Source organism: Yersinia thracica (assembly GCF_902170565.1).
GTDB lineage: Bacteria > Pseudomonadota > Gammaproteobacteria > Enterobacterales > Enterobacteriaceae > Yersinia > Yersinia thracica.
This window is the reverse complement of the sequence record NZ_CABHXX010000071.1, coordinates 26,107-49,308: the sequence shown is the minus strand read 5'-3', so window position 1 is coordinate 49,308 and position 23,202 is coordinate 26,107. Positions and strand designations below refer to the sequence as shown.

Genomic DNA, 23,202 nt, shown 5'->3' with positions numbered 1-23,202 from the left:
GGATGCCCCCGTCCCGTTTATCCGGAACCGGTCATTCATCCCGCCAGAATTTTTGATTAATGCTTGCCTTATGGCAAGCCACTTGGAAGCATGCTGACTATGGCTACGATTCATGTAGACGGCAAAGAATACGACGTAAACGGGGCCGACAACCTGTTACAAGCTTGTCTCTCCCTGGGACTCGATATTCCTTACTTTTGCTGGCATCCGGCGCTGGGAAGCGTCGGCGCTTGCCGCCAATGTGCGGTAAAGCAATACCAAAACGCCGACGACACTCGTGGGCGTTTGGTGATGTCTTGTATGACGCCAGCCACCGATGGAACCTTTATTTCCATTGATGACGGCGAAGCCAAAGCGTTCCGCGCGAGTGTGGTTGAATGGTTAATGACCAACCATCCGCACGATTGCCCGGTCTGTGAAGAAGGGGGGAACTGTCATCTACAAGATATGACAGTGATGACCGGCCACAGTTTCCGCCGCTATCGCTTTAGCAAACGGACTCACCAAAATCAGGATCTCGGCCCGTTCATTTCCCACGAAATGAACCGCTGTATCGCCTGTTATCGCTGTGTGCGTTACTACAAAGATTATGCTGATGGCACTGACTTTGGCGTCTACGGTGCACACGATAACGTCTACTTTGGTCGCACCGAGAGCGGCACGCTGGAAAGCGAGTTCTCGGGCAACCTGGTCGAAGTGTGCCCGACCGGCGTATTCACCGATAAAACCCATTCCGAGCGTTATAACCGTAAATGGGATATGCAGTTCGCGCCAAGTATCTGCCAACAATGCAGTGTGGGTTGCAACACCAGCCCGGGCGAACGCTACGGTGAATTGCGCCGTATCGAAAACCGTTACAACGGCAGCGTGAACCACTACTTTATGTGTGACCGCGGCCGTTTTGGTTATGGCTACGTCAACCGCAAAGACCGCCCACGTCAGCCGCAGCAATTGCGTGGCAATGACTGGATCCACCTCAACGCCGAGCAGGCGATGCAAGGTGCGGCGGATATTTTACGTCAGGCGAAGAAAACCATTGGTATCGGTTCACCTCGCGCCAGTTTGGAAAGCAACTTTGCGCTGCGCGAATTGGTCGGCGCGGAAAACTTCTATACCGGTATCGCCGCCAGCGAACAACAACGCCTGCAATTGATGCTGAAAGTTCTGCAAGAAGGCGGAGTTTATACGCCGTCACTGCGCGAAATTGAAAGCTATGATGCGGTATTGATTCTGGGTGAAGATTTGACTCAGACCGGCGCACGTATCGCGCTGTCTGTTCGTCAGGCGGTGAAAGGCAAAGCCCGTGAAATGGCTGCCGCACAAAAAGTGGCTGACTGGCAGATTGCCGCCATCATGAACATTGGCCAGCATGCTAAACATCCGCTGTTTATCACTAACGTTGATAATACCCGCATGGATGATATCGCGGCATGGAACTACCGTGCGCCAGTGGATGATCAGGCGCGGTTAGGTTTTGCCATTGCTCATGCATTGGATGAATCCGCGCCCGCAGTGGATGATTTAGCGAAAGAACTGAAAGGTAAAGTGGATATCATTGTGCAGGCGCTAGCCGGTGCGAAGAAGCCATTGATTATTACCGGCAGCAATGCGGGCAGCGATGCCATCATTGAAGCCGCAGCTAACGTGGCGAAAGCTCTGAAAGGCCGTGGTTCTGACGTCGGTATTACTTTCGTCGCCAGCGCGGCTAACAGCATCGGTCTGACCATGATCGGCGGCGGCTCTCTGGATCAAGCATTGGCGTCGTTGACCCAAGGTGATGCAGACAGCGTTATCGTGATGGAAAACGATCTTTATCGCCATGCAGCAAAAGACAAAGTTGATGTGGCATTGGATAAAGTCGCCAACCTGATTGTGGTTGATCATCAGCGCACCGCCATCATGGACAAAGCGAACTTGATTTTGTCAGCAGCCAGTTTTGCTGAAAGTGATGGGACGCTGGTCAATCAGGAGGGCCGCGCTCAGCGCTTCTTCCAGGTTTATGATCCAACCTATTATGACGACCCGAAAAAACCGGAAAACAACAGCATCATGCTGGAAAGCTGGCGTTGGTTGCACTCGCTGCACTCAACTTACACCAGCCGCCATGTGGACTGGACGCAACTTGATCACGTGATTCAAGCCTGTGTTGCGGCATTGCCGCAGTTGGAAGGGATTGTTGAAGCCGCACCGGATGCCACTTTCCGCATTCGTGGTCAGAAACTGGCGCGTTCGCCAATTCGCTACAGTGGCCGTACCGCCATGCGCGCAGATATCAGTGTGCACGAACCGCGCCAGCCGCAGGATATCGACACGCCGTTTGCCTTCTCAATGGAGGGGAACAACAGCCCACTGGCTGACCGCCAGCAGATCCCATTTGCCTGGGCGCCGGGTTGGAACTCACCGCAAGCATGGAATAAATTCCAGGCGGAAGTGGGCGGCAGTCTGCGCTTTGGTGATCCGGGTGTGCGCCTGATTATCGCTGGGGAGGGAACACTGGGTTACTTCGATTCAGTTCCGCCGGCCTTTGCCGCCAATGCTGAAAACTGGCAAATTGCCCCTTACTACCACCTGTTTGGTAGTGAAGAGATGTCTCAGCGTTCAGATGTCATCCAGCAGCGCATGCCAGCACCTTATGTGATGGTCAATCCTGCTGATGCAGCCCGTCTCGGGGTTAATCTCGGTACGCTGGTGGAATTCAACTGCGCCGGTCAGACTTTGCGTCTGCCAGTGCGTTTGAGTGAAACCTTGGCTCAGGGCCAGGTCGGCTTGCCGCTTGGCTTACCGGGTATTCCGCCAATTATGGTGGGTGCGCGCGTTGAGAATCTGCGGGAGGCAGTGCTATGAGCTGGTTTACCCCTGAATTGATTGAGATTTTAATCTCTGTCCTGAAAGCGGTAGTGATTCTGCTGGTCGTGGTGACTTGCGGTGCATTTATGAGCTTCGGCGAGCGCCGCTTGCTGGGCTTGTTCCAGAACCGTTACGGGCCAAACCGTGTCGGCTGGGGCGGGTCATTGCAGCTGGTTGCTGACATGATCAAAATGTTCTTCAAAGAAGACTGGGTGCCGAAGTTCTCCGACCGGGCTATTTTTACCTTAGCCCCGGTGATTGCTTTTACCTCGCTGCTGCTGTCTTTCGCCATCGTCCCGGTCAGCCCGACCTGGGCGGTTGCAGACTTGAATATCGGTATTTTGTTCTTCCTGATGATGGCGGGGCTGGCGGTCTACGCTGTGCTGTTCGCCGGTTGGGCCAGTAATAACAAATATTCTCTGTTAGGGGCAATGCGTGCTTCGGCACAAACCCTGAGCTACGAAGTGTTCCTCGGCCTGTCCTTGATGGGTGTGGTGGCGCAGGCTGGCTCCTTTAACATGCAGGATATTGTTAACTCTCAGGAACACGTCTGGAATGTTATCCCGCAATTCTTTGGTTTCTTGACCTTTGCTATTGCGGGGGTGGCAGTTTGTCACCGTCATCCCTTTGACCAGCCAGAAGCTGAACAAGAACTGGCCGATGGTTACCACATTGAATATTCCGGTATGAAATTCGGTCTGTTCTTCGTCGGTGAATACATTGGTATCGTGACTGTCTCTGCACTGATAGTCACCTTGTTCTTTGGTGGTTGGCAAGGCCCGTTCTTGCCGCCATTTATCTGGTTTGCGCTGAAAACGGCTTTCTTCATGGTGATGTTCATTCTGATCCGTGCATCCTTGCCGCGCCCACGTTATGACCAAGTGATGTCATTCGGCTGGAAAGTTTGCTTGCCGTTGACCCTGCTGAATCTGCTGGCGACTGCCGCGGTCATTTTGTATAACGCTCAATAAGGGGTGAATGAACCATGACGTTGAAAGAGTTAGTGGTTGGTTTCGGCACCCAAGTGCGCAGCCTGTGGATGATTGGCCTTCATGCCTTCCACAAGCGCGAAACCCAAATGTATCCGGAAGAGCCGGTTTACCTGCCGCCGCGCTATCGTGGCCGCATCGTGCTGACGCGCGACCCCGATGGTGAAGAGCGCTGTGTTGCTTGTAACCTGTGTGCGGTTGCCTGCCCGGTTGGCTGTATCTCATTACAGAAAGCTGAGCATAAAGATGGTCGCTGGTATCCGGAGTTCTTCCGTATCAACTTCTCCCGCTGCATTTTCTGTGGCCTGTGTGAAGAAGCTTGCCCGACTACCGCTATCCAGCTGACGCCAGATTTCGAAATGGGTGAGTTCAAACGCCAGGATCTGGTGTATGAGAAAGAAGACTTGTTGATCTCGGGGCCGGGTAAATATCCGGAATATAATTTCTACCGGATGTCCGGTATGGCGATTGACGGCAAGCCGAAAGGCGAAGCCGAAAATGAAGCCAAACCGATCGACGTTAAAGGTCTAATGCCTTAGGAGCCAGCGTCCATGGAATTTGCATTTTATATTGCAGCATTGGTGGCAGTGGTGGCGACTATTCGCGTTATCACTCACACCAACCCGGTACATGCGCTGCTGTACCTGATTATCTCTTTGCTGGCTATCTCGGCGGTATTTTTCTCGCTGGGCGCTTACTTTGCCGGTGCGTTGGAAATCATCGTGTATGCCGGTGCCATTATGGTGCTGTTCGTGTTCGTGGTGATGATGCTGAACCTGGGTAAGGTCGAGCAACAAGAGCGCGATTGGCTGAAACCGAGCTTGTGGATTGGCCCCGGCTTACTGGCCTTGCTGCTGCTGTCGGTACTGATTTATGCCATTAGCTCGTTAACTCATCAAGGTATCACTGGCGAAATGGTCGATGCCAAAGCGGTGGGTATCAGCTTGTTTGGCCCTTATGTGCTGGCGGTTGAATTGGCGTCAATGCTGCTGTTGGCCGGTCTGGTGGTTGCTTTCCATATCGGACGTGAGCACAAGCCGGGTGAAGTGCTGGGCGCAAGTGACAGCGCGAAAAGAAAAACGGAGGAACAAGCATGATCCCTCTACAACATGGCCTTATTTTGGCGGCCATCCTGTTTGTGCTGGGGCTGACAGGGTTAGTGATCCGTCGCAACTTGCTGTTTATGCTGATAAGCCTTGAAGTGATGATCAACGCGGCGGCGCTCGCTTTTGTCGTGGCGGGCAGTTTTTGGGGGCAGGCTGACGGTCAGGTGATGTATATCCTGGTGATTACACTGGCGGCAGCCGAGGCCAGTATTGGTCTGGCATTGCTGTTACAGCTGTATCGTCGCCGTCATACTCTGAATATCGACACAGTCAGTGAGATGCGCGGATGAACCTATTATATTTAACAATTCTGCTGCCACTGCTGGGCTTCTTGCTGTTGGCATTCTCCCGTGGTCGTTGGTCTGAAAACACCTCCGCCACTGTCGGGGTGGGGTCGATTGGCCTGACTGCGTTAGTCACACTGTATGTTGCGGTGGACTTTCTTAGTCAAAAAGCCACCGGGGTTCAGGTGTTTAACCAAACCCTGTGGAACTGGATGTCAGTCGGCACTTTCAACATTCCGTTGACCCTGACACTGGACGGCCTGTCGCTGACCATGCTGTCTGTTGTCACCGGCGTGGGCTTCCTTATCCACATGTATGCCTCTTGGTATATGCGTGGGGAAGAGGGCTATTCCCGCTTCTTCGCCTACACCAACCTGTTTATCGCCAGTATGGTGGTTTTGGTGCTGGCCGATAACCTGATGCTGATGTATCTGGGTTGGGAAGGTGTGGGTCTGTGCAGTTACCTGCTGATCGGTTTCTACTACACTAATCCGGCTAATGGCGCGGCGGCGATGAAAGCCTTTATCGTGACCCGCGTGGGTGACGTGTTCCTGGCCATCGCGCTGTTCATCCTTTATCAAGAATTGGGCACGCTAAACATTCGTGAGCTGATGGTATTGGCACCGCAGCAACTGGAAATGGGCGGAACGGCCATTACCTGGGCGACGCTAATGCTACTCGGTGGGGCGGTCGGTAAGTCGGCGCAGTTGCCATTACAAACCTGGCTGGCCGATGCGATGGCTGGCCCGACCCCAGTTTCCGCGCTTATCCATGCGGCGACCATGGTCACCGCCGGTGTCTATCTGATTGCCCGTACTCACGGCCTGTTCCTGATGGCGCCAGAAGTGTTGCATCTGGTGGGGATTATCGGGGCGGTAACACTGGTATTGGCGGGTTTTGCTGCACTGGTGCAAACCGACATCAAGCGGGTGCTGGCGTATTCCACCATGAGCCAAATTGGTTACATGTTCCTGGCGCTTGGCGTTCAGGCGTGGGATGCGGCTATCTTCCACCTGATGACCCATGCATTCTTCAAAGCATTACTGTTCCTCTCTTCAGGCTCAGTCATTCTGGCCTGTCACCACGAGCAGAATATCTTCAAAATGGGCGGTCTGCGTAAGACCATTCCATTGGTGTATATCTGCTTCCTGGTGGGTGGCGCGGCGCTGGCAGCATTGCCAATCGTCACCGCAGGCTTCTACAGTAAAGACGAAATTCTGTGGGGCGCATTGGCCAGTGGCCATATCAATCTGATGGTCGCCGGGCTGGTGGGGGCATTCCTCACCGCGCTGTATACCTTCCGGATGATTTTCATTGTGTTCCATGGCGAGCCAAAAACCAAAGCGCATCCGGTCAAAGGCATCACTCACAGCCTGCCGCTGCTCGTGTTGCTGGTGCTATCGACATTTGTTGGCGCGCTGATAACTCCGCCACTCGCGGGTGTCTTGCCAGAGCTTCATTTCGGTGAAGAGGGCAAAATGCCGCTGGAAATCTTCTCCGGCGTGCTGGTGGTGATTGGTATCGCACTGGCAGCAATGCTGTATCTGGGCAAACGTCAGCTGGTAAACAGCATCGCGCAAAGTGCGCCGGGCCGCTTCTTTACGGTCTGGTGGTTCCACGCGTGGGGCTTCGACTGGCTGTACCGAAACGTGTTTGTCCGCCCGTATCTGTGGATTGCAAAAGTGTTGCAACGTGATCCGCTGAACTCACTGATGAATACCCCGGCGGTGCTTGCGCGCTGGAGTAATCGCGGTTTGACCGTCAGTGAAAATGGACAGGTGCGTTGGTATGTCGCGTCTATAGGTTTGGGTGCAGTCGTTGTACTGGCTCTGTTGCTTTTCGTTTAATTAGGGACACAAAACGCCATGCTATTACCTTGGCTAATTCTTATCCCCTTTATCGGCGGCTTACTGTCTTGGCAGTGTGAGCGCTTCGGTACCAGAGTACCGCGTTGGATAGCGCTACTCGCGATGGGGCTGACATTGGTGCTCTCCCTACAACTGTGGGTGCAGGGCAACTATTCACTGATGAACCCGGCGGGTATCCCGCAGTGGCAGTCAGAATTCACCTTGCCGTGGATCCCACGGTTCGGCATTTCATTCCATCTGGCTTTAGATGGGTTGTCTTTGCTGATGGTGGTGCTGACCGGCCTGTTGGGCGTGCTGGCTATCCTCTGTTCGTGGCGTGAAATTCAGCGCAACCAGGGTTTCTTCTACCTGAATCTGTTGTGGATTCTGGGTGGAGTTATCGGCGTGTTCCTCGCCATCGACATGTTCCTGTTCTTCTTCTTCTGGGAAATGATGTTGGTGCCGATGTACTTCCTGATTGCCTTGTGGGGTCACAAAGCATCAGACGGTAAAACGCGCATCGCGGCGGCCACCAAGTTCTTCATCTATACCCAGGCCAGCGGTCTTATCATGCTGATCGCCATTCTGGGGCTGGTGTTTGTGCACTACAAAGCCACCGGTATCTGGACTTTCAACTATGAAGATTTGTTGAAAACCCCGATGTCCCATAATGTCGAATGGTTGCTGATGCTGGGCTTCTTTATCGCGTTTGCGGTAAAAATGCCGGTCGTGCCATTGCACGGCTGGTTGCCAGATGCACACAGTCAGGCACCCACGGCGGGTTCTGTCGACTTGGCGGGGATTTTGCTGAAAACCGCGGCCTATGGTTTGCTGCGTTTCAGCTTGCCATTGTTCCCGACCGCCTCGCAAGAGTTTGCGCCAATCGCTATGTGGTTAGGGGTGATAGGCATCTTCTACGGTGCATGGATGGCATTCTGCCAGACCGATATCAAGCGCCTGATTGCTTACACCAGCGTATCGCACATGGGCTTTGTGTTGATTGCCATCTACACCGGTAGCCAACTGGCTTACCAAGGTGCGGTTATCCAGATGATTGCCCACGGTTTGTCAGCCGCCGGTATGTTCATCATCTGCGGCCAGTTGTATGAGCGCCTGCATACCCGTGATATGCGCCAAATGGGCGGCCTGTGGGGCCGAATCAAATATTTGCCTGCGCTGTCGCTGTTCTTCGCGGTGGCCACATTGGGGATGCCGGGTACCGGTAACTTCGTCGGCGAGTTCATGATCCTGTTCGGCAGCTTCCAGGTGGTTCCGGTGATTACCGTTATCTCTACTTTTGGGCTGGTTTTTGCTTCGGTTTACTCGCTTATCATGATGCAGCGTGCCTATTACGGCGCGCCAAAATCTGAAGAAGCGTTGCCGGGTATGAGTGCAAGGGAACTGTCTATCATCCTGCTGTTAGTGGTGTTGCTAGTGTTGCTGGGGGTTTATCCGCAACCCATTCTCGACACTTCCCATGCTGCGATGAGTAATGTACAGCAGTGGTTCAATGCTTCATCTATTATTCCAGCTCAATCACTTATAACAACAAGGCCGTAATTCGCCATGACAATAACTCCTCAACAACTGATCGCAATGCTACCGCTGTTGATCGTCGGATTGACGGTGGTGGTTGTGATGCTGTCCATTGCGTGGCGACGCGATCACTTTATCAACGCCACTCTGACGGTTATCGGGCTTAACCTGGCGCTGCTGTCACTTTACTTTGTCGGCCAGGTCGGGCCGATGGATGTCACGCCGCTGATGCGGGTTGACGGCTACGCGATGTTCTATACCGGGCTGGTGATTGTGGCCAGTCTGGCGACCAGTACTTTTGCTTATCCGTGGCTCAATGGCTATCCGGATAACCGCGAAGAGTTCTACCTGCTGGTGCTGATCGCCACTATGGGCGGCATTCTGCTCGCCAGTGCCAATCATCTGGCGTCGCTGTTCCTCGGTATTGAACTGATTTCCTTGCCGCTGTTTGGTCTGATTGGCTATGCCTATCGCCAGAAGCGCTCATTGGAAGCCAGTATCAAATACATGCTGCTGTCTGCGGCGGCATCGTCATTCCTGCTGTTCGGCATGGCGCTGTTGTATGCGGAATCCGGTAGCTTGTCTTTCGCCGGTCTGGGCAAAAGCCTGAGTGACTCTATGGTCCACAGGCCGCTGATTCTGGCCGGTCTTGGGATGATGATTGTCGGCCTCGGCTTTAAGTTGTCGCTGGTGCCGTTCCAACTGTGGACGCCGGATGTGTATCAGGGCGCGCCTGCCCCGGTATCTACTTTCCTGGCAACCGCCAGTAAGATTGCCATCTTTGCCGTGGTGATGCGCTTGTTCCTGTATGCGCCAGCCGCTGACAGTGAAGCGGTGCGGTTGGTGCTCTCGCTGATTGCAGTGGCATCAATTCTGTTCGGTAACTTGATGGCGATTAGCCAGACCAACATTAAGCGCCTGTTGGGTTACTCCTCTATCGCGCACCTTGGCTATTTGCTGATTGCGTTGGTGGCAGTACAAACTCATCAACTGGCTCTGGAAACTGTCGGCGTTTATCTGGCCGGTTACCTGTTCAGCAGCTTGGGGGCTTTCGGGGTGGTCAGCTTGATGTCCAGCCCATACAAAGGCCCGGATGCAGAGTCACTGTTCTCCTACCGTGGGTTGTTCTGGCACAAGCCAATTTTGTCTGCGGTGATGACGGTGATGATGTTGTCACTGGCCGGTATCCCAATGACATTGGGCTTTATCGGTAAGTTCTTTGTGGTGGCAATGGGGGTGAGCGCCAATCTGTGGTGGCTGACCGGCGCTGTGGTACTGGGCAGCGCCATCGGCCTGTACTACTATCTGCGCGTGACTGTCAGTTTGTTCCTCAGTGCGCCGGAAACATTGGTCCGCGACACACCAAGCAACTGGGCATTGACTGCCGGTGGTGTGGTGGTACTGATTTCCGCGATTCTGGTGCTGTTCCTGGGTGTCTACCCGCAGCCGTTGATTTCGCTGGTGCAGTTGGCTCAGCCGCTGATGTAATTCATTGTTAAGTCGCTCTAAAAAACCCCCTGTTAGCTGAAAGGCGCAGGGGGTTTTGTTTTATGGCAGGGTAAGGTTATATAAGGTGGGGTGGGGTAAAGTACTGAGCGGCAGAGCTATTTCAGTGAGATATATTTGCCACTGATTTCCCTCTCTATTTTTTAAGGATATTTATGCTGTGCTGTGTGCCTATGAACTTACCAAATAGTGATGATTACTATTATAAAAAATATGATCCAGTGGATGATTTTTTATCAATGCCAAATGCAGATGAATTAATTCAAAAAGGTGATTTTTTTAAAGATAGAAAAACCATTAATTTCTCGCTTGAACAGGCCAAAGACAATGAAAGCTTCAACGCGGTGATGATAGAAAAAGCCTATTTTTTAGTCAATGGGGATAATGTTTATACGGAAAAACCTGTTTTTTCTCAAATTGATATGGCTAATATCATTGCTCTAAAGGCGTCGAAATTATTACAGGAAGGAATAGACAAAAGAAATTCGTACTATGTTACAGCGGGAGCACTACTCGATCACGTCATCGCTGAAAATTTCAGCGATGTCCGCGCAATTGATATCAATAATAGTGATTGGGTCGCTAACAATCGGTTAGCTAAGGCAATGAAATCATGCATTAAAGATAATCATGATCAAACTAATATTAATGCGGTAATCTCAGATAGAGTCATCCAGTATTATCAGCATATAAATCAAGGGGATTCTTTTTTAGGTTGCGACCCTAAAGTACTCACTAATGCACTGCTTTCCACTATTTTTAATTTCCAAACGCAAATAACATCATATGCTGACGATAAGGGTTTTTTTAGTGAATTGACAGCAAGTGGTGATAAGCGAACTATTAATAAACGTGAGTGTATGGTATTTCCAGATTACGGATAGTATTTGTTATGCGATCCTAGTCACATAATAAATGTAATAGTAACAGCGGCATTTATATTTTTGTGACAAATATTGCAACTTATCTCCTCGATTTAGGTAAACTGCGCGACTTTCACCCAATCGATATTGGGTTTGATACTTTCGCGCAGGTAAATACTGATGAACGTTATTCTGATGATTGCCATTACCACTGGCATTCTCTCAGGTATTTGGGGTTGGGTTGCGGTCAGCCTGGGGCTTATTAGTTGGGCGGGTTTTCTGGGCTGTACCGCCTACTTTGCTTGCCCACAAGGCGGTTTAAGAGGTTTGCTGATCACCCTGTTAACCTGCGCGAGCGGGGTATTTTGGGCGATGATGATTATTCAGGGCAGCGCGGTGCAGCCAGAATGGGCCATTCTTGGCTATGCTCTGACGGGTATAGTGGCATTTTTGATGTGTATCCAGGCCTGCCAGCAGTGGCTATCTTTTGTCCCCGGTACCTTTATTGGCGCGTGTGCTACTTTTGCCGGTCATGGTGACTGGAAACTGGTGATTGCCTCGTTGTTAGTCGGGGTGGTATTTGGTTATGCCATGAAGAACAGTGGGTTGTGGTTGGCGGCACGGCGGAGCCAAAAGGGGAGTTCCTTGGAGTCTTCGATAGAGGTTGATTAAGTTGAATGGGAGACACAGGATCGGATCAGTTTTCGGTTGATATTCAATCTGTTCTTGCTTGATCTTCAGCGCCTCAACCGAGCAGGAGGGCAAGCCGGCCCTCCTGCACCTGCGGCTGGCGCGAAATATTACTGCTGTTCGCAGTCCCCTCCGGCAGCCGGAGCGATGATTGAGGGAACCCACGAAGTGGGCAAGCGATAGTGCGTAGGCGCGGGATTGCCAAGGGTATGCGCCAACATACCCTTGGCCGGTTGAGGCTCTCAAAGCTAAGTGAGTCGTGAAGTTATGACAACCGAATTTTTTCACCAGTCAATATCAACGAGCTGATCACCAGCAACCACCGAACTTGATCACCGAGAAGCTCCCATCGACCCCCATCTCCCATTATCGACTATCCTTATAAAACCCTATGTCACTCATGGAGAATCCACATGAACCGAGATAAAGAACAGCAAACTTCGCTGGACGACGATCTGACTATGCTCACTGATACGCTGGAAGAAGTGCTGCGCGCCTCGGGCGATGCTGCCGACGAAAGCTATAAGGAAATCAAAGCCCGCGCGGAGAAAGCACTAAAGGAGGTTCAATACCGTTTGAGTGGCCGCAGTAAATGCTATATCAAACGGGCCAAAACGCTCGCGTGTTGTACTGATGATTATGTGCGCGAAAAACCCTGGTGTAGTGTCGGGATTGGGGCAACCGTCGGTCTGGTTGTGGGGCTTTTGCTGGCGCGGCGTTAAACCCGTTACTCGATTGAAAGGGTGTGGTTATTTCCTGCCCTTTCCCCCGATTAAGAGGTAAAGATTTGCATCTATACCTGTCATTCTTCAAGCTGCATGTGTGTTGGCTTCTTTCGTTACTCGGCCCGTGGGCCTCGCCTCGTTGAGGCCGCGGCAAGCAGCGTTCAAATCTGCTCCCGGCAGATTTGTCACCCGAATCATTGACTGGAGTCAACTCATCGGAATTAATAAGCCTCGTCCCTGAGGCTCACCCTACGGGCAGCATAAATGCTGTTCAAATTTGTTCCCGACTAATTTGTCACTCACTTGCCGCCTTCCTGCAACTCGAATTATTTAGGGCATACATCAAAGATTAGTGTGATAACTCATAATAACTTTTCAATCTGACTTTTCTTATTATTCACGGCCCGTATAATCCCACTCTTTCTGTTGATTTGCCGAGGTGGTCGTGAAGCAACTTTCTGGTTTGTTGGGCGAATTACGGCAAAAGTTACGTGCCGGTTTCCCTGACCAGGCCGGTATTCGGCAAATTATCTTGCCCGCGCCGGGACAGGTGGGTAATCAATTGCTTGAATGGCTTGCCGCGCAAGGCCATTTTCCTCAATTCTATTGGCATCATCGCGATGGCCATGAAGAGGCGGCGGTCTGTGGGCAAATCCGGCAATTTAATGATGCAGAATCAGCAGATCAATTTATCCAACAGCATAGTGCTGTGGCGGGGTTACGCATTTGGGGGCTGAATGCGTTTGAGCCGGTCACTATTATTGTCGAAGCAGAAAATACTGCCGAAACAGCAAATATTGTCACACCCGCCGCTGAAGCCCCGCAGCAAACCCAGACCAGTTTCTTGTTTTTACCGCGTATTGAAATTTTGCGGCGCGGTAACCATACCCATTTGACTCTTAATCTGGTCAGTGACTATTCCCTGGCGCAAGATGCTTTGCTCGCCATCGCCTTTATTGACCAATTGGCTGCTGCCAAACCCCTGGCCGCATTGGACGTGGTGGTTGAACATGCCAGCCATATGCCGGAATACCCGCAGTGGAGCCGCCTTATTCAGCAGGCTTTGGACAATATTGAGCAACAAAAAATGGAGAAAGTGGTGCTGGCGCGGGCGACCCGCTTGCAACTGGATAAACCGCTCTCCTGCGCGGCTTTTATGGCCGCCAGTCGCCGGGTTAATCATCACTGTTTTCACTTTATGTTGCGCTTTGATGGCTCCCGAGCATTTTTGGGCTCCAGCCCTGAGCGCCTGTATTTGCGCCAGCTTCATCACCTGGAAACAGAAGCTTTGGCAGGAACCGCGTCAAACGATGACGACAGGGCACAAGCTGCTGAGTTGGCCGATTGGTTGATGCAGAATGAAAAAAATCAGCGCGAGAATTTGCTGGTGGTTGATGACATTTGCCAGCGCTTACAAGGCGGGGTAGTGGCGGTGGATGTGATGCCACCAGAAATTATCCGCTTGCGTAAAGTGCAGCATTTGCGCCGCCGTATTCATGCGCAGCTTAACCGCGCCAATGATGCTGATTGCCTACACCGGCTGCAACCGACGGCGGCGGTGGCTGGGCTGCCACGCAATGTTGCCCGCCAGTTTATTAGCGAAAATGAGCCTTTTTCTCGTGGCTGGTATGCCGGTTCGGCGGGCTATCTTTCCCTGAAACAAACCGAATTCACGGTGACACTGCGCTCGGCATGGCTGGAAGATAGACAAATTCAGCTGTATGCCGGTGCCGGTATTGTCGCCGGTTCGGATGCTGATCAGGAATGGCAAGAAATTAACAATAAATCGGCGGGGTTGCATACTTTGCTGACTAATGAAAATTATAATCCTAAAATGTAGTCATTAACCGCATTCATAATGTGGTTGGATTATGGCTCCTGTGCTGGTTTTGGGGCGATAATGATAAGAATTTTACTATTAATCAGTCACTCCGGGCTTTTCAGAGGAAAACATGTTCCTCATGCTGATTATCGGGATTGCAGTGTCTGTTAACTGACTTTTGGGCGAACCATGTCGACAAGCGTTTTTAACCGTCGTTGGGCGGCATTGCTACTGGAGGCGCTAAGTCGCCACGGTGTGCGTCATATCTGTATTGCGCCGGGATCCCGCTCGACACCGCTAACCTTAGCGGCGGCGGCAAATCCCTCGCTGGTTTGCCATACCCATTTTGATGAGCGCGGCTTAGGGCATCTGGCATTAGGGTTAGCAAAAGCGTCCACTGAGCCAGTGGCGGTGATTGTCACGTCCGGCACGGCGGCGGCCAACCTTTATCCGGCCTTAATTGAAGCCGGGTTGACCGGTGAGCGCCTGATTTTATTGACCGCCGATCGCCCGCCAGAATTGATAGATTGCGGAGCCAATCAGGCCATTCGCCAGCAAGGGCTGTTTGCCAGTCACCCGACGTTAAGTCTTAATTTGCCACGGCCGACGCCAGATATTCCTGCGCGTTGGCTGGTGTCCACCCTCGACAGTGCGATGGCGCAATTACACCATGGCGGGCTGCATATTAACTGCCCGTTTGCTGAACCACTCTATGGCGGTGATGAGCAACTCTATGCCGACTGGTCTGCCACCTTGGGCGACTGGTGGCAAGATGGTCATCCCTGGCTGCGCCAATCCGGTTATTTGCCGCAAATTCAGCAAGCTGACTGGTTTTTCTGGCGTCAAAAGCGCGGGGTCATTATTGCCGGGCGTATGACAGCAGAAGAGGGCGAACAGCTCGCCGAATGGGCAGAATTACTCGGCTGGCCATTGATTGGCGATGTGCTGTCACAGACCGGTCAACCGCTACCTTGTGCGGAGTTATGGATTGAACATCCGGGCGCACAGCGCGTGCTGGCGCAGGCGCAGATTGTCTTGCAGTTTGGCAGCAGCCTGACCGGCAAGCACCTGTTGCAATGGCAAGAACAATGCCAGCCGCAAGAGTACTGGCTGGTCGATAACCTACCGGGCCGCCTTGATCCCGCCAATCACCGTGGGCGCAGAATTATTTCTCCGGTGAATGAATGGCTGAAGCAGCATCCGGCACAGCGCCGAACCCCTTGGGCTACCGAGCTAATTGTATGGTCGGAAAATGCTCATGCTCATGTCGCTGAAGCGCTGAATGAACAATTTAGTGAGGCGGCGGTTGCCCATCTGCTGGCTGAATTATTACCCGAAAATGGGCAGCTTTTTGTCGGTAACAGTTTGATTGTCCGCTTGATTGATGCGCTTGGTCAATTACCGGCGGGCTACCCGGTTTACAGTAACCGCGGTGCCAGTGGTATTGATGGTTTGCTGTCGACCGCCGCGGGTGTCCAGCGCGCCACCGCCAAGCCGACTCTGGCTATTGTCGGGGATTTATCCGCTCTCTATGACCTTAACGCGCTGGCTTTATTGCGCCAAAGTTCAGCCCCGATGGTGTTGTTGGTGGTGAACAATAATGGCGGACAGATTTTCTCTCTGCTGCCAACCCCAGAAGCCGACCGCCAGCGTTTTTATTGCATGCCGCAAAATGTGAGTTTTGAGCATGCCGCCGCGATGTTTGGTTTAGGTTATGCCCGCCCAGAGAGCTGGCTGATGCTCCAGCAACAGGTAGAGCAATGCTGGCACCACGGCGGTGTCACACTGATTGAAATACAGGTGCCGCCGAGTCAGGGGGCAGAAACGCTGCAACAACTGGCACAACAGGTGGCCCAATTATGACGCTGGCATGTCGTAAACTCAGCCCACATCCCCCATCTTCGGCGCGGCAACATAGCGGGCCGTGGTTGGTATGGCTGCATGGTTTGTTGGGAAGCGGTGAGGATTGGCTGCCCGTAGCACAATTATGCGGCGACATTCCCTCACTGCTGGTCGATTTGCCGGGTCACGGCAACTCGGTAGCCCTGACCACCCGTGGCTTTGAAGATGTCAGCCGCCAGTTAAGCGAAACATTGCAAGCTAATGGCATTCGCGAATATTGGCTGGCGGGCTATTCTTTAGGCGGCAGAATCGCGATGTTCCATGCTTGCTATGGCAACCCTGTTGGTTTGCAAGGGCTATTAGTCGAAGGGGGCAACCTTGGGCTGGCAAGTGATGAGCTGCGAGAAGCGCGCTTTCAGCAAGATTGCCAATGGGCGCAGCGTTTTCGCCATGAACCTTTGCCACAAGTGCTCACCGACTGGTATCAGCAGGAGGTATTTGCTGACTTAGATGTGCAACAGCGCGAGCAATGGGTGGCGGTGCGTGCCAATAATCATGGCCCGGCGGTGGCTGATATGCTGGAAGCCACTTCACTTGGGCATCAATCCTGGCTATTACCGGCGCTGCAACAATTGAGAATTCCGTACACGTATTTATGTGGTGAGCGCGACCATAAATTTCAGCAATTAGCGCGTCAGCATACCTTGCCATTACGCACTCTGGCCCGAGCTGGACACAATGCTCACCGGGCAAACCCCGGAGCCTTTGCCGCGCAGGTGCTGTCATTCATATCACAGTCTTCATTGTGACCACCGTCTTCATTTTTACCACTTACTGGTTAAAGGAATGCTTACTATGCTGTATCCGAGCGAAGAACAACTGTACGCCGCCATCGAATGGCAAGATTGCTCCGCTGGGTTTGAAGATATTCGTTATCACAAATCCAGTGATGGGATCGCCAAGATCACCATCAACCGCCCTCATGTGCGTAATGCATTCCGCCCATTGACGGTGAAAGAGATGATTCAGGCGCTGGCTGATGCTCGCTATGATGACAATATCGGCGTCATCATTTTGACCGGCGAGGGCGACAAAGCCTTCTGTTCCGGTGGTGATCAGAAAGTTCGTGGCGACTACGGCGGCTATCAGGATGCCAGTGGCACTCATCATCTGAATGTGTTGGATTTCCAGCGCCAGATCCGCACTTGCCCGAAACCCATTGTAGCAATGGTTGCCGGTTATTCTATTGGCGGCGGGCATGTATTGCATATGATGTGCGACCTGACTGTTGCCGCCGATAATGCCATTTTTGGCCAGACCGGGCCAAAAGTCGGTTCATTCGACGGCGGCTGGGGTGCGGCCTATATGGCTCGGATTGTCGGCCAGAAAAAAGCGCGCGAAATCTGGTTCTTATGCCGCCAGTATGATGCTAAACAAGCATTGGATATGGGGCTGGTGAATACCGTGGTGCCTGTCGCCGAGCTGGAAAAAGAGACGGTGCGCTGGTGCCGTGAAATGCTGCAAAACAGCCCAATGGCGCTGCGCTGCCTGAAAGCGGCATTGAACGCCGATTGCGACGGGCAAGCGGGCCTGCAAGAGCTGGCTGGCAACGCCACCATGCTGTTTTATATGACAGAGGAAGGTCAGGAAGGGCGTAATGCATTCAATGAGAAACGCCAGCCAGACTTCAGCAAATTCAAGCGTAATCCGTAATGCGCGCGGCCACACTTTACCGCTATAGCATCCCGATGGAAGCCGGGGTGATATTGCGGCATCAGCGGCTAAAAAGTCGCGATGGATTATTGGTGAAATTACAGCAAGGCGAGCAGACCGGCTGGGGGGAGATTGCGCCCTTGCCGGAGTTCAGTCAGGAAACCTTGCCAGAGGCGCAAGCCGCCGCTATCACTGAGTTACAGCGCTGGGTAAAGGGTGAGAAGCCGGAACTCAGCGCATTGCCTTCGGTAGCTTTTGGCCTCAGTTGCGCGCTGGCGGAACTCGAGAAATTATTGCCGTTGACGGCGGATTACCGCAAAGCTCCGCTGTGTACTGGCGATCCGGACGAGTTGTTCGCGGTGTTACAGGCTTTGCCGGGTGAGAAAGTCGCCAAGGTAAAAGTCGGGCTGTATGAAGCGGTGCGCGATGGCATGATTGTTAATGTGCTGCTGGAAGCCTTGCCGGATTTAACCCTGCGGTTGGATGCCAATCGCAGTTGGACGCGGGCGAAAGCAGAGGGTTTCGCCAAGTATGTGAATCCCGAATTGCGCTCCCGCATTGCGTTTTTGGAAGAACCCTGCAAAACCCGCGCCGAATCCCGTGAATTTGCCCGTGACACCGGCATCGCCATCGCCTGGGATGAAAGTGTGCGCGAGGCGGATTTCAAGGTGGAAGCCGAGCCAGGTGTGGCGGCGATCGTCATCAAACCGACGCTGGTGGGCAGCATTGCCCGTTGCCAGCAATGGGTGCAGCAAGCGCATCAAGCGGGGTTGGTGGCAGTTATCAGCTCAAGCATTGAGTCGAGCTTGGGGCTGACGCAACTGGCCCGACTGGCGGCTTGGTTAACCCCAGCAACCGTGCCGGGGCTGGATACCTTGAACCTGATGCAGGCGCAAGTTGTTCGTCAGTGGCCGGACAGCACTCTGCCGCTACTGACAGCCGATCAACTGGACGTGCTATGGCGCAGCTAGATGACAGGCCTTGGCAGCATTTATTTCCATGGCAATACTGGGCCAATCTGCAACCTCGGGCGACAGCTATTCGCTCGGGGTCGCAACGGATCAGTTGGCAACAATTAGCGGCTGATATTGATAATCTGGCGGCGGGCTTTCAACAGCAGGGAGTGACGCCCGGCTGTGGCATAGTGTTGCGCGGCAAAAACAGTGATTCATTGCTGCTGGCCTATCTGGCGGCCTTACAGTGCGGCGCTCGCGTATTACCCCTCAACCCGCAATTGCCAGAGCCACTGTTGGCGCAACTTTTGCCGCAGTTGAATATTGATTTTATGCTGAATTTGGCTGATCCGCTCCCCGCGCAACTCAGCTTTATTCTGTTGAATCTCAATACTGAGCATGGCGCGGTAGATTCTGTTGCCTGGGATAGTCAACGGCTAGCGACCATGACATTAACCTCTGGCTCCTCTGGTTTACCCAAAGCAGCGGTGCATACATTGGCGGCCCACCTTGCCAACGCTGACGGCGTATTGCGATTGATGAATTTTACGGCAGATGACAGTTGGTTGCTGTCATTACCGCTGTTTCATGTCTCGGGGCAGGGCATTGTCTGGCGCTGGCTAAGTGCCGGAGCGAGCTTGGTGGTGCGAGCGGGAATGCCGCTATCTGACGCGCTGGTGGGGTGCAGCCATGCATCGCTGGTGCCAACCCAACTTTGGCGTTTATTGGAGAGTTCAGACCCGGTGCTGACCTTGAAAGAGGTGCTGCTGGGGGGCGCGGCTATCCCGACAGCGCTGACCGAGCAAGCTGAAGCTCGCGGGATTGGTTGCTGGTGTGGTTATGGCCTGACAGAGTTAGCCTCGACCTTGTGTGCCAAACGCGCTGACGGCATGCCCGGTGTCGGTGTGGCGCTAGCAGGGCGGCAAGTGAAGTTGGTTGAGGGTGAGGTTTGGGCGAAAGCAGATTGCCTGGCTGCTGGCTATTGGCAACAGGGTGAATTGCAACCCATAACCGACAGCGAAGGTTGGTTCCATACGCGCGATCGTGGTGAATGGCAGCAAGGTGAGCTGCGGATCCTTGGGCGGTTGGATAATCTGTTTTTCAGCGGCGGCGAGGGTATCCAACCGGAGGATATTGAGCGCGTTTTGTTGCAGTATCCGGGGGTGCAGCAAGCTTTTGTTATTCCTGTTGCTGATGCTGAATTTGGTCAGCGGCCGGTGGCGGTGATTGATGCCGATAAGGCCGTGGATGATACCGTTTTAGCGAACTGGTTAGCGCCGCAGTTGGCAATATTCCAGCGCCCGGTGGCCTTTTACCGCTTACCGGTGGAGCTTAAAAATGGCGGGATTAAGATCTCGCGGCGGAGTGTGGCTGATTTTGTGGTTAAGATGAATTGAATTGGTGATTGGGTTCGGTTGTTAAAACTTCACGGCTCACTTAATCTCCGTAGCCTCAACCGCCAAAGGGTGCGGGCGCGCACCCTTGTGGAATCCCGCGCTGGCGCGAAATATTGCCCTGCGGGTAAACCTCCTGCGTCTTTCGGGCTGACGAGCCAGCGCGATGGGCATCCTTGCCCAAGCGCGCTTTTCGCGTGCGTCCTTGCCCGCTCACTCTACCCTCCTTTCTTGTCGGCAATATTCCTGATTGCGCTTCAACATCAAAAGCCAATTCAAAACCACGGTTTTTAGGTTTTGACGTTAAAAGCACATTTGAGCAGCCGAGTGAAGAGTGTAGCAAGGGAAATCCGGCATGGATGCCGGATTTAGGCGTCACGCGGAGGGACCCGTGTAAAGCCGTCCCGTCAGCGAAATGATGAGTGAGGGAATCCACGCAGTGGACAAGCGATACGTGCGCAAGCGCGGGATTGTCAAGGGTGTGCGCTTACACACCCTTGACCGGTTGAGGCTACGGCGGTTAAGTAAACTCAGTTGCTTTAACAACCGAATCCGGCCACCTAATTAACCAATTAACCCCCGCTCACCTAATAGTCATAAACAAAAACGCTAATTTAACCCCAGCGCTTTCTTCACCCCATTACCATAATCCGGGTGAACCTGTGTAAACAACGTTATCTGACGGCGTTGAATTTCTTCAGGAACTTGCGACAATTCCCCCGCAATACGGGTAAACATCCGCTGATGTTCTTCTGCACTGAGCAAGTTGAATAACGCCCGAGGTTGTGAGAAATAATCAGTATCTTCGCGGTGATTCCAGTGATCGGCGGCCCCTTCTAAGGTCAATGGCGGCTCGCTGAAATCAGGTTGTTCCTGGAATAAACCAAAACTGTTTGGCTCGTAAGTTGCCCCATTGCCACTGTTACCATCCACGCGCATTGCGCCGTCACGGTGATAATTATGGAATGGGCATTTAGCACTGTTCACTGGGATCTGGTGATGATTCACCCCTAAGCGATAACGTGCCGCATCGCCATAGGAGAACAGGCGGCCTTGCAGCATACGGTCAGGAGAGAAACTCACCCCCGGCACCACGTTGGCTGGGTTAAATGCGGCTTGTTCTACTTCAGCAAAATAGTTTTCTGGATTGCGGTTCAGTTCGAAGAAACCGACATCAATCAGCGGATAATCACCGTGCGGCCACACTTTGGTCAGGTCGAATGGGTTATATGGGGTTTGTGATGCTTCATGTTCTGGCATCACCTGAATTTGTAGATTCCAGCGCGGGAAGTCTTTGCGCTCTATGGCTTCATACAAATCACGTTGAGAGCTTTCACGATCACTACCAATCAGTTTTTCAGCCTCATCATCCATCATATTTTCAATGCCTTGCTGGCAGCGGAAATGGAATTTAACCCAAAAACGCTCATTAGCGGCATTGATAAAACTGAATGTATGACTGCCGAATCCGTGCATGTGACGATAAGATTTTGGTAGGCCGCGGTCACTGAAATCGATAGTGAGCTGGTGCAGAGATTCAGGAAGCTGAGAGAAGAAATCCCATTTATAAGTTGGGTTGCGTAGGTTGGTGCGCGGGTCGCGTTTCACTACGTGGTTTAGATCAGGGAATTTCAATGGGTCACGTAAATAGAATACTGGCGTATCATTGCCGACCAAATCCCAATTGCCTTCCTCGGTGTAATATTTCATGGCAAAGCCACGAATATCACGCTCGGCATCGGCCGCACCGCGTTCGCCCGCCACTGTTGAAAAACGCACAAACATTTCAGTTTGTTTGCCAGGCTCAGCGAAAATTTTTGCGCGCGTATATTTCGTGATGTCGTGAGTGACAGTAAATGTGCCATAAGCACCAGAGCCTTTAGCATGCATGCGGCGTTCTGGGATAACTTCACGATCGAAATGGGCCAGTTTTTCTAAGAACCAGACATCTTGCAGTAGCATGGGGCCACGTCGGCCAGCAGTGACGACATTATTATTATCAACGACGGGGGCACCAGCTGCGGTGGTTAATCCTTTCTTTTTGCTCATCATTTTCTCCAGTATTGCTGTTGAATTGATTGCTTTTCGGGTGTTTTAAAGCATTACATTTCGCCAAAAGTCTGATGGGTAAAATAATAACTTAAACAACATCAGCGAGTTATTCCGTGTTCTCCACACTAGTTGTAGCCTTATTAGCGGCATTCAGCAAATAGGCACGCCTTATTGTTATCATTGTTTGCATAAGCCACTTCAATGGCATAATGATTTACAATCATTTGAAATACTGTGGTATTTAATCGGTTTTTCCGTGTGTTCATGCTGTTTTTTTCAGTTAAACTCGGTACAGGAAAAATCTGTCGGCCAATAGCGGGTCACGGGTGACATCACGAATAATGAGAGAACAATATGAATAAGCATTTAATCGCCTGCGCAGCTAGCTTGCTGTTTGTTGCAGGTTCAGCCAGTGCAATAAGTTTCAATGCCGAAACCGGGCGTCATTACACCAATTTAGGGTTTGGTCTTGGCACGAACACCGGCGGTTTAGCCATCAGTGGTAACTGGGCACGTAGTGACCATGACGGTGATATCTACGGCATGGGCTTGGGCTTCAATTTACCTATTGGCCCACTAATGGCCACTGTCGGCGGGAAAGGCATTTATATGTCACCGGAAGAGGGTAGCAGCGGTGGCGCAGTCGCGATTGGCGGCGGGTTAACTTACCCAATCAACAAGTCATTTAGCTTATACGGCGAGGGCTATTTCGCGCCGGAAGAACTGACCAGTGGGATGAAATCTTACAGTGAAGCCAATGGCGGCCTGCGCTGGAATGTATTCCGCCCACTGACTGTTGATGTCGGCTATCGCTATATCAATATGGAAGGTAAAGAAGGGCGCCGCGATAACCGCGTAGCTGATGGCGTGTATATTGGCGCTGGCCTGAACTTCTAATTATCCTTCGTCCTTGAAGCCGCAGGGGTGTTAGCTACGCGCACTTACCCGAATCACTTACTTGTGTAAGCTCATCGGGATGTGTTTGCTTGCTGCCTACCTGCGACTCCAATGACTTTGGCTAATACATTTATAA

20 protein-coding genes are annotated in these 23,202 nt (G+C 52.4%); 18 read left to right on the top strand and 2 right to left on the bottom strand.

The annotated features are described in order from the left end of the window. Window positions 1–99 precede the first annotated feature (99 nt). The 17 genes from nuoG to menE all read left to right on the top strand — a co-directional run bounded on the left by nuoG (window position 100) and on the right by menE (window position 20,120). On the top strand, window positions 100–2,844 hold the full coding sequence (gene nuoG, locus FTA91_RS09185; RefSeq protein ID WP_050113151.1) for an NADH-quinone oxidoreductase subunit NuoG: 2,745 nt from the start codon (window positions 100–102) through the stop codon (window positions 2,842–2,844). After that, on the top strand, window positions 2,841–3,818 hold the full coding sequence (gene nuoH / locus FTA91_RS09180) for an NADH-quinone oxidoreductase subunit NuoH (RefSeq protein WP_050112991.1): 978 nt from the start codon (window positions 2,841–2,843) through the stop codon (window positions 3,816–3,818). The genes nuoG and nuoH overlap by 4 nt, the downstream gene beginning before the upstream one ends. 14 nt (window positions 3,819–3,832) lie before the next feature. Further along, window positions 3,833–4,375, top strand: a complete 543-nt coding sequence (gene nuoI, locus FTA91_RS09175; RefSeq protein WP_038631826.1) for an NADH-quinone oxidoreductase subunit NuoI — start codon at window positions 3,833–3,835, stop codon at window positions 4,373–4,375. A gap of 12 nt (window positions 4,376–4,387) precedes the next feature. Beyond that, window positions 4,388–4,933, top strand: coding sequence for an NADH-quinone oxidoreductase subunit J (nuoJ, locus tag FTA91_RS09170; RefSeq protein ID WP_050112992.1), 546 nt, complete (start codon window positions 4,388–4,390; stop codon window positions 4,931–4,933). Next, the gene (nuoK, locus tag FTA91_RS09165; RefSeq protein WP_145583221.1) at window positions 4,930–5,232 is read left to right on the top strand and encodes an NADH-quinone oxidoreductase subunit NuoK; all 303 of its coding nucleotides are present in this window, start codon (window positions 4,930–4,932) and stop codon (window positions 5,230–5,232) included. Before nuoJ ends, nuoK begins: the two co-directional genes overlap by 4 nt. After that, a complete protein-coding gene (gene nuoL / locus FTA91_RS09160) occupies window positions 5,229–7,073 on the top strand; it encodes an NADH-quinone oxidoreductase subunit L (RefSeq protein ID WP_050112994.1) in 1,845 nt (614 codons plus the stop codon). Before nuoK ends, nuoL begins: the two co-directional genes overlap by 4 nt. 18 nt (window positions 7,074–7,091) lie before the next feature. After that, a complete protein-coding gene (gene nuoM, locus FTA91_RS09155) occupies window positions 7,092–8,633 on the top strand; it encodes an NADH-quinone oxidoreductase subunit M (protein ID WP_050112995.1) in 1,542 nt (513 codons plus the stop codon). A 6-nt stretch (window positions 8,634–8,639) separates the two neighbouring features. Beyond that, a complete protein-coding gene (nuoN, locus tag FTA91_RS09150; RefSeq protein ID WP_038631834.1) occupies window positions 8,640–10,097 on the top strand; it encodes an NADH-quinone oxidoreductase subunit NuoN in 1,458 nt (485 codons plus the stop codon). A 191-nt stretch (window positions 10,098–10,288) separates the two neighbouring features. After that, entirely contained in the window at window positions 10,289–10,999 is a 711-nt protein-coding gene (locus FTA91_RS09145; protein WP_145583219.1) for a hypothetical protein, read from the top strand. A gap of 159 nt (window positions 11,000–11,158) precedes the next feature. Then, window positions 11,159–11,650 (top strand): DUF1097 domain-containing protein, encoded by a 492-nt coding sequence (locus FTA91_RS09140; RefSeq protein ID WP_145583217.1) that lies wholly within the window; start codon window positions 11,159–11,161, stop codon window positions 11,648–11,650. Window positions 11,651–12,081: 431 nt separating this feature from the next. Next, the gene (locus FTA91_RS09130; protein ID WP_049559729.1) at window positions 12,082–12,390 is read left to right on the top strand and encodes an ElaB/YgaM/YqjD family protein; all 309 of its coding nucleotides are present in this window, start codon (window positions 12,082–12,084) and stop codon (window positions 12,388–12,390) included. A 448-nt stretch (window positions 12,391–12,838) separates the two neighbouring features. Beyond that, window positions 12,839–14,233, top strand: coding sequence for an isochorismate synthase (locus FTA91_RS09125; protein WP_145583215.1), 1,395 nt, complete (start codon window positions 12,839–12,841; stop codon window positions 14,231–14,233). 171 nt (window positions 14,234–14,404) lie between these two features. After that, a complete protein-coding gene (gene menD, locus FTA91_RS09120) occupies window positions 14,405–16,078 on the top strand; it encodes a 2-succinyl-5-enolpyruvyl-6-hydroxy-3-cyclohexene-1-carboxylic-acid synthase (protein ID WP_050112999.1) in 1,674 nt (557 codons plus the stop codon). Then, on the top strand, window positions 16,072–16,866 hold the full coding sequence (gene menH, locus FTA91_RS09115) for a 2-succinyl-6-hydroxy-2,4-cyclohexadiene-1-carboxylate synthase (protein WP_145536134.1): 795 nt from the start codon (window positions 16,072–16,074) through the stop codon (window positions 16,864–16,866). Before menD ends, menH begins: the two co-directional genes overlap by 7 nt. Window positions 16,867–16,912: 46 nt before the next feature. Beyond that, window positions 16,913–17,770, top strand: coding sequence for a 1,4-dihydroxy-2-naphthoyl-CoA synthase (gene menB / locus FTA91_RS09110; RefSeq protein WP_050113001.1), 858 nt, complete (start codon window positions 16,913–16,915; stop codon window positions 17,768–17,770). Then, window positions 17,770–18,741, top strand: coding sequence for an o-succinylbenzoate synthase (menC, locus tag FTA91_RS09105; RefSeq protein WP_050113002.1), 972 nt, complete (start codon window positions 17,770–17,772; stop codon window positions 18,739–18,741). Before menB ends, menC begins: the two co-directional genes overlap by 1 nt. Further along, a complete protein-coding gene (gene menE / locus FTA91_RS09100; protein WP_145583213.1) occupies window positions 18,729–20,120 on the top strand; it encodes an o-succinylbenzoate--CoA ligase in 1,392 nt (463 codons plus the stop codon). The genes menC and menE overlap by 13 nt, the downstream gene beginning before the upstream one ends. Before the next feature lie 55 nt (window positions 20,121–20,175). Here menE and FTA91_RS20075 read toward each other — a convergent pair whose 3' ends face one another. Both FTA91_RS20075 and FTA91_RS09090 read right to left on the bottom strand, forming a co-directional pair. Beyond that, on the bottom strand, window positions 20,176–20,334 hold the full coding sequence (locus FTA91_RS20075; protein ID WP_155407213.1) for a hypothetical protein: 159 nt from the start codon (window positions 20,332–20,334) through the stop codon (window positions 20,176–20,178). Between the two features lie 392 nt (window positions 20,335–20,726). After that, complete coding sequence (locus tag FTA91_RS09090; RefSeq protein WP_174635101.1) at window positions 20,727–22,166, bottom strand: catalase; 1,440 nt, start codon at window positions 22,164–22,166, stop codon at window positions 20,727–20,729. A gap of 357 nt (window positions 22,167–22,523) precedes the next feature. On the opposite strand from FTA91_RS09090, the gene FTA91_RS09085 reads away from it, so the two are divergent. After that, window positions 22,524–23,066, top strand: coding sequence for a YfaZ family protein (locus FTA91_RS09085; protein ID WP_050113005.1), 543 nt, complete (start codon window positions 22,524–22,526; stop codon window positions 23,064–23,066). Window positions 23,067–23,202: the final 136 nt, after the last annotated feature.

Coding starts and splice junctions, on each gene's coding strand:
- menB (WP_050113001.1), top strand. CDS start 16,913: ATGCTGTATCCGAGCGAAGAACAACTGTACGCCGCCATCGAATGGCAA.
- menC (WP_050113002.1), top strand. CDS start 17,770: ATGCGCGCGGCCACACTTTACCGCTATAGCATCCCGATGGAAGCCGGG.
- nuoI (WP_038631826.1), top strand. CDS start 3,833: ATGACGTTGAAAGAGTTAGTGGTTGGTTTCGGCACCCAAGTGCGCAGC.
- nuoM (WP_050112995.1), top strand. CDS start 7,092: ATGCTATTACCTTGGCTAATTCTTATCCCCTTTATCGGCGGCTTACTG.
- FTA91_RS09090 (WP_174635101.1), bottom strand. CDS start 22,166: ATGAGCAAAAAGAAAGGATTAACCACCGCAGCTGGTGCCCCCGTCGTT.
- nuoJ (WP_050112992.1), top strand. CDS start 4,388: ATGGAATTTGCATTTTATATTGCAGCATTGGTGGCAGTGGTGGCGACT.
- menD (WP_050112999.1), top strand. CDS start 14,405: ATGTCGACAAGCGTTTTTAACCGTCGTTGGGCGGCATTGCTACTGGAG.
- menE (WP_145583213.1), top strand. CDS start 18,729: ATGGCGCAGCTAGATGACAGGCCTTGGCAGCATTTATTTCCATGGCAA.
- nuoL (WP_050112994.1), top strand. CDS start 5,229: ATGAACCTATTATATTTAACAATTCTGCTGCCACTGCTGGGCTTCTTG.
- FTA91_RS09140 (WP_145583217.1), top strand. CDS start 11,159: ATGAACGTTATTCTGATGATTGCCATTACCACTGGCATTCTCTCAGGT.
- nuoN (WP_038631834.1), top strand. CDS start 8,640: ATGACAATAACTCCTCAACAACTGATCGCAATGCTACCGCTGTTGATC.
- FTA91_RS09145 (WP_145583219.1), top strand. CDS start 10,289: ATGAACTTACCAAATAGTGATGATTACTATTATAAAAAATATGATCCA.
- FTA91_RS09085 (WP_050113005.1), top strand. CDS start 22,524: ATGAATAAGCATTTAATCGCCTGCGCAGCTAGCTTGCTGTTTGTTGCA.
- FTA91_RS09130 (WP_049559729.1), top strand. CDS start 12,082: ATGAACCGAGATAAAGAACAGCAAACTTCGCTGGACGACGATCTGACT.
- nuoG (WP_050113151.1), top strand. CDS start 100: ATGGCTACGATTCATGTAGACGGCAAAGAATACGACGTAAACGGGGCC.
- nuoH (WP_050112991.1), top strand. CDS start 2,841: ATGAGCTGGTTTACCCCTGAATTGATTGAGATTTTAATCTCTGTCCTG.
- nuoK (WP_145583221.1), top strand. CDS start 4,930: ATGATCCCTCTACAACATGGCCTTATTTTGGCGGCCATCCTGTTTGTG.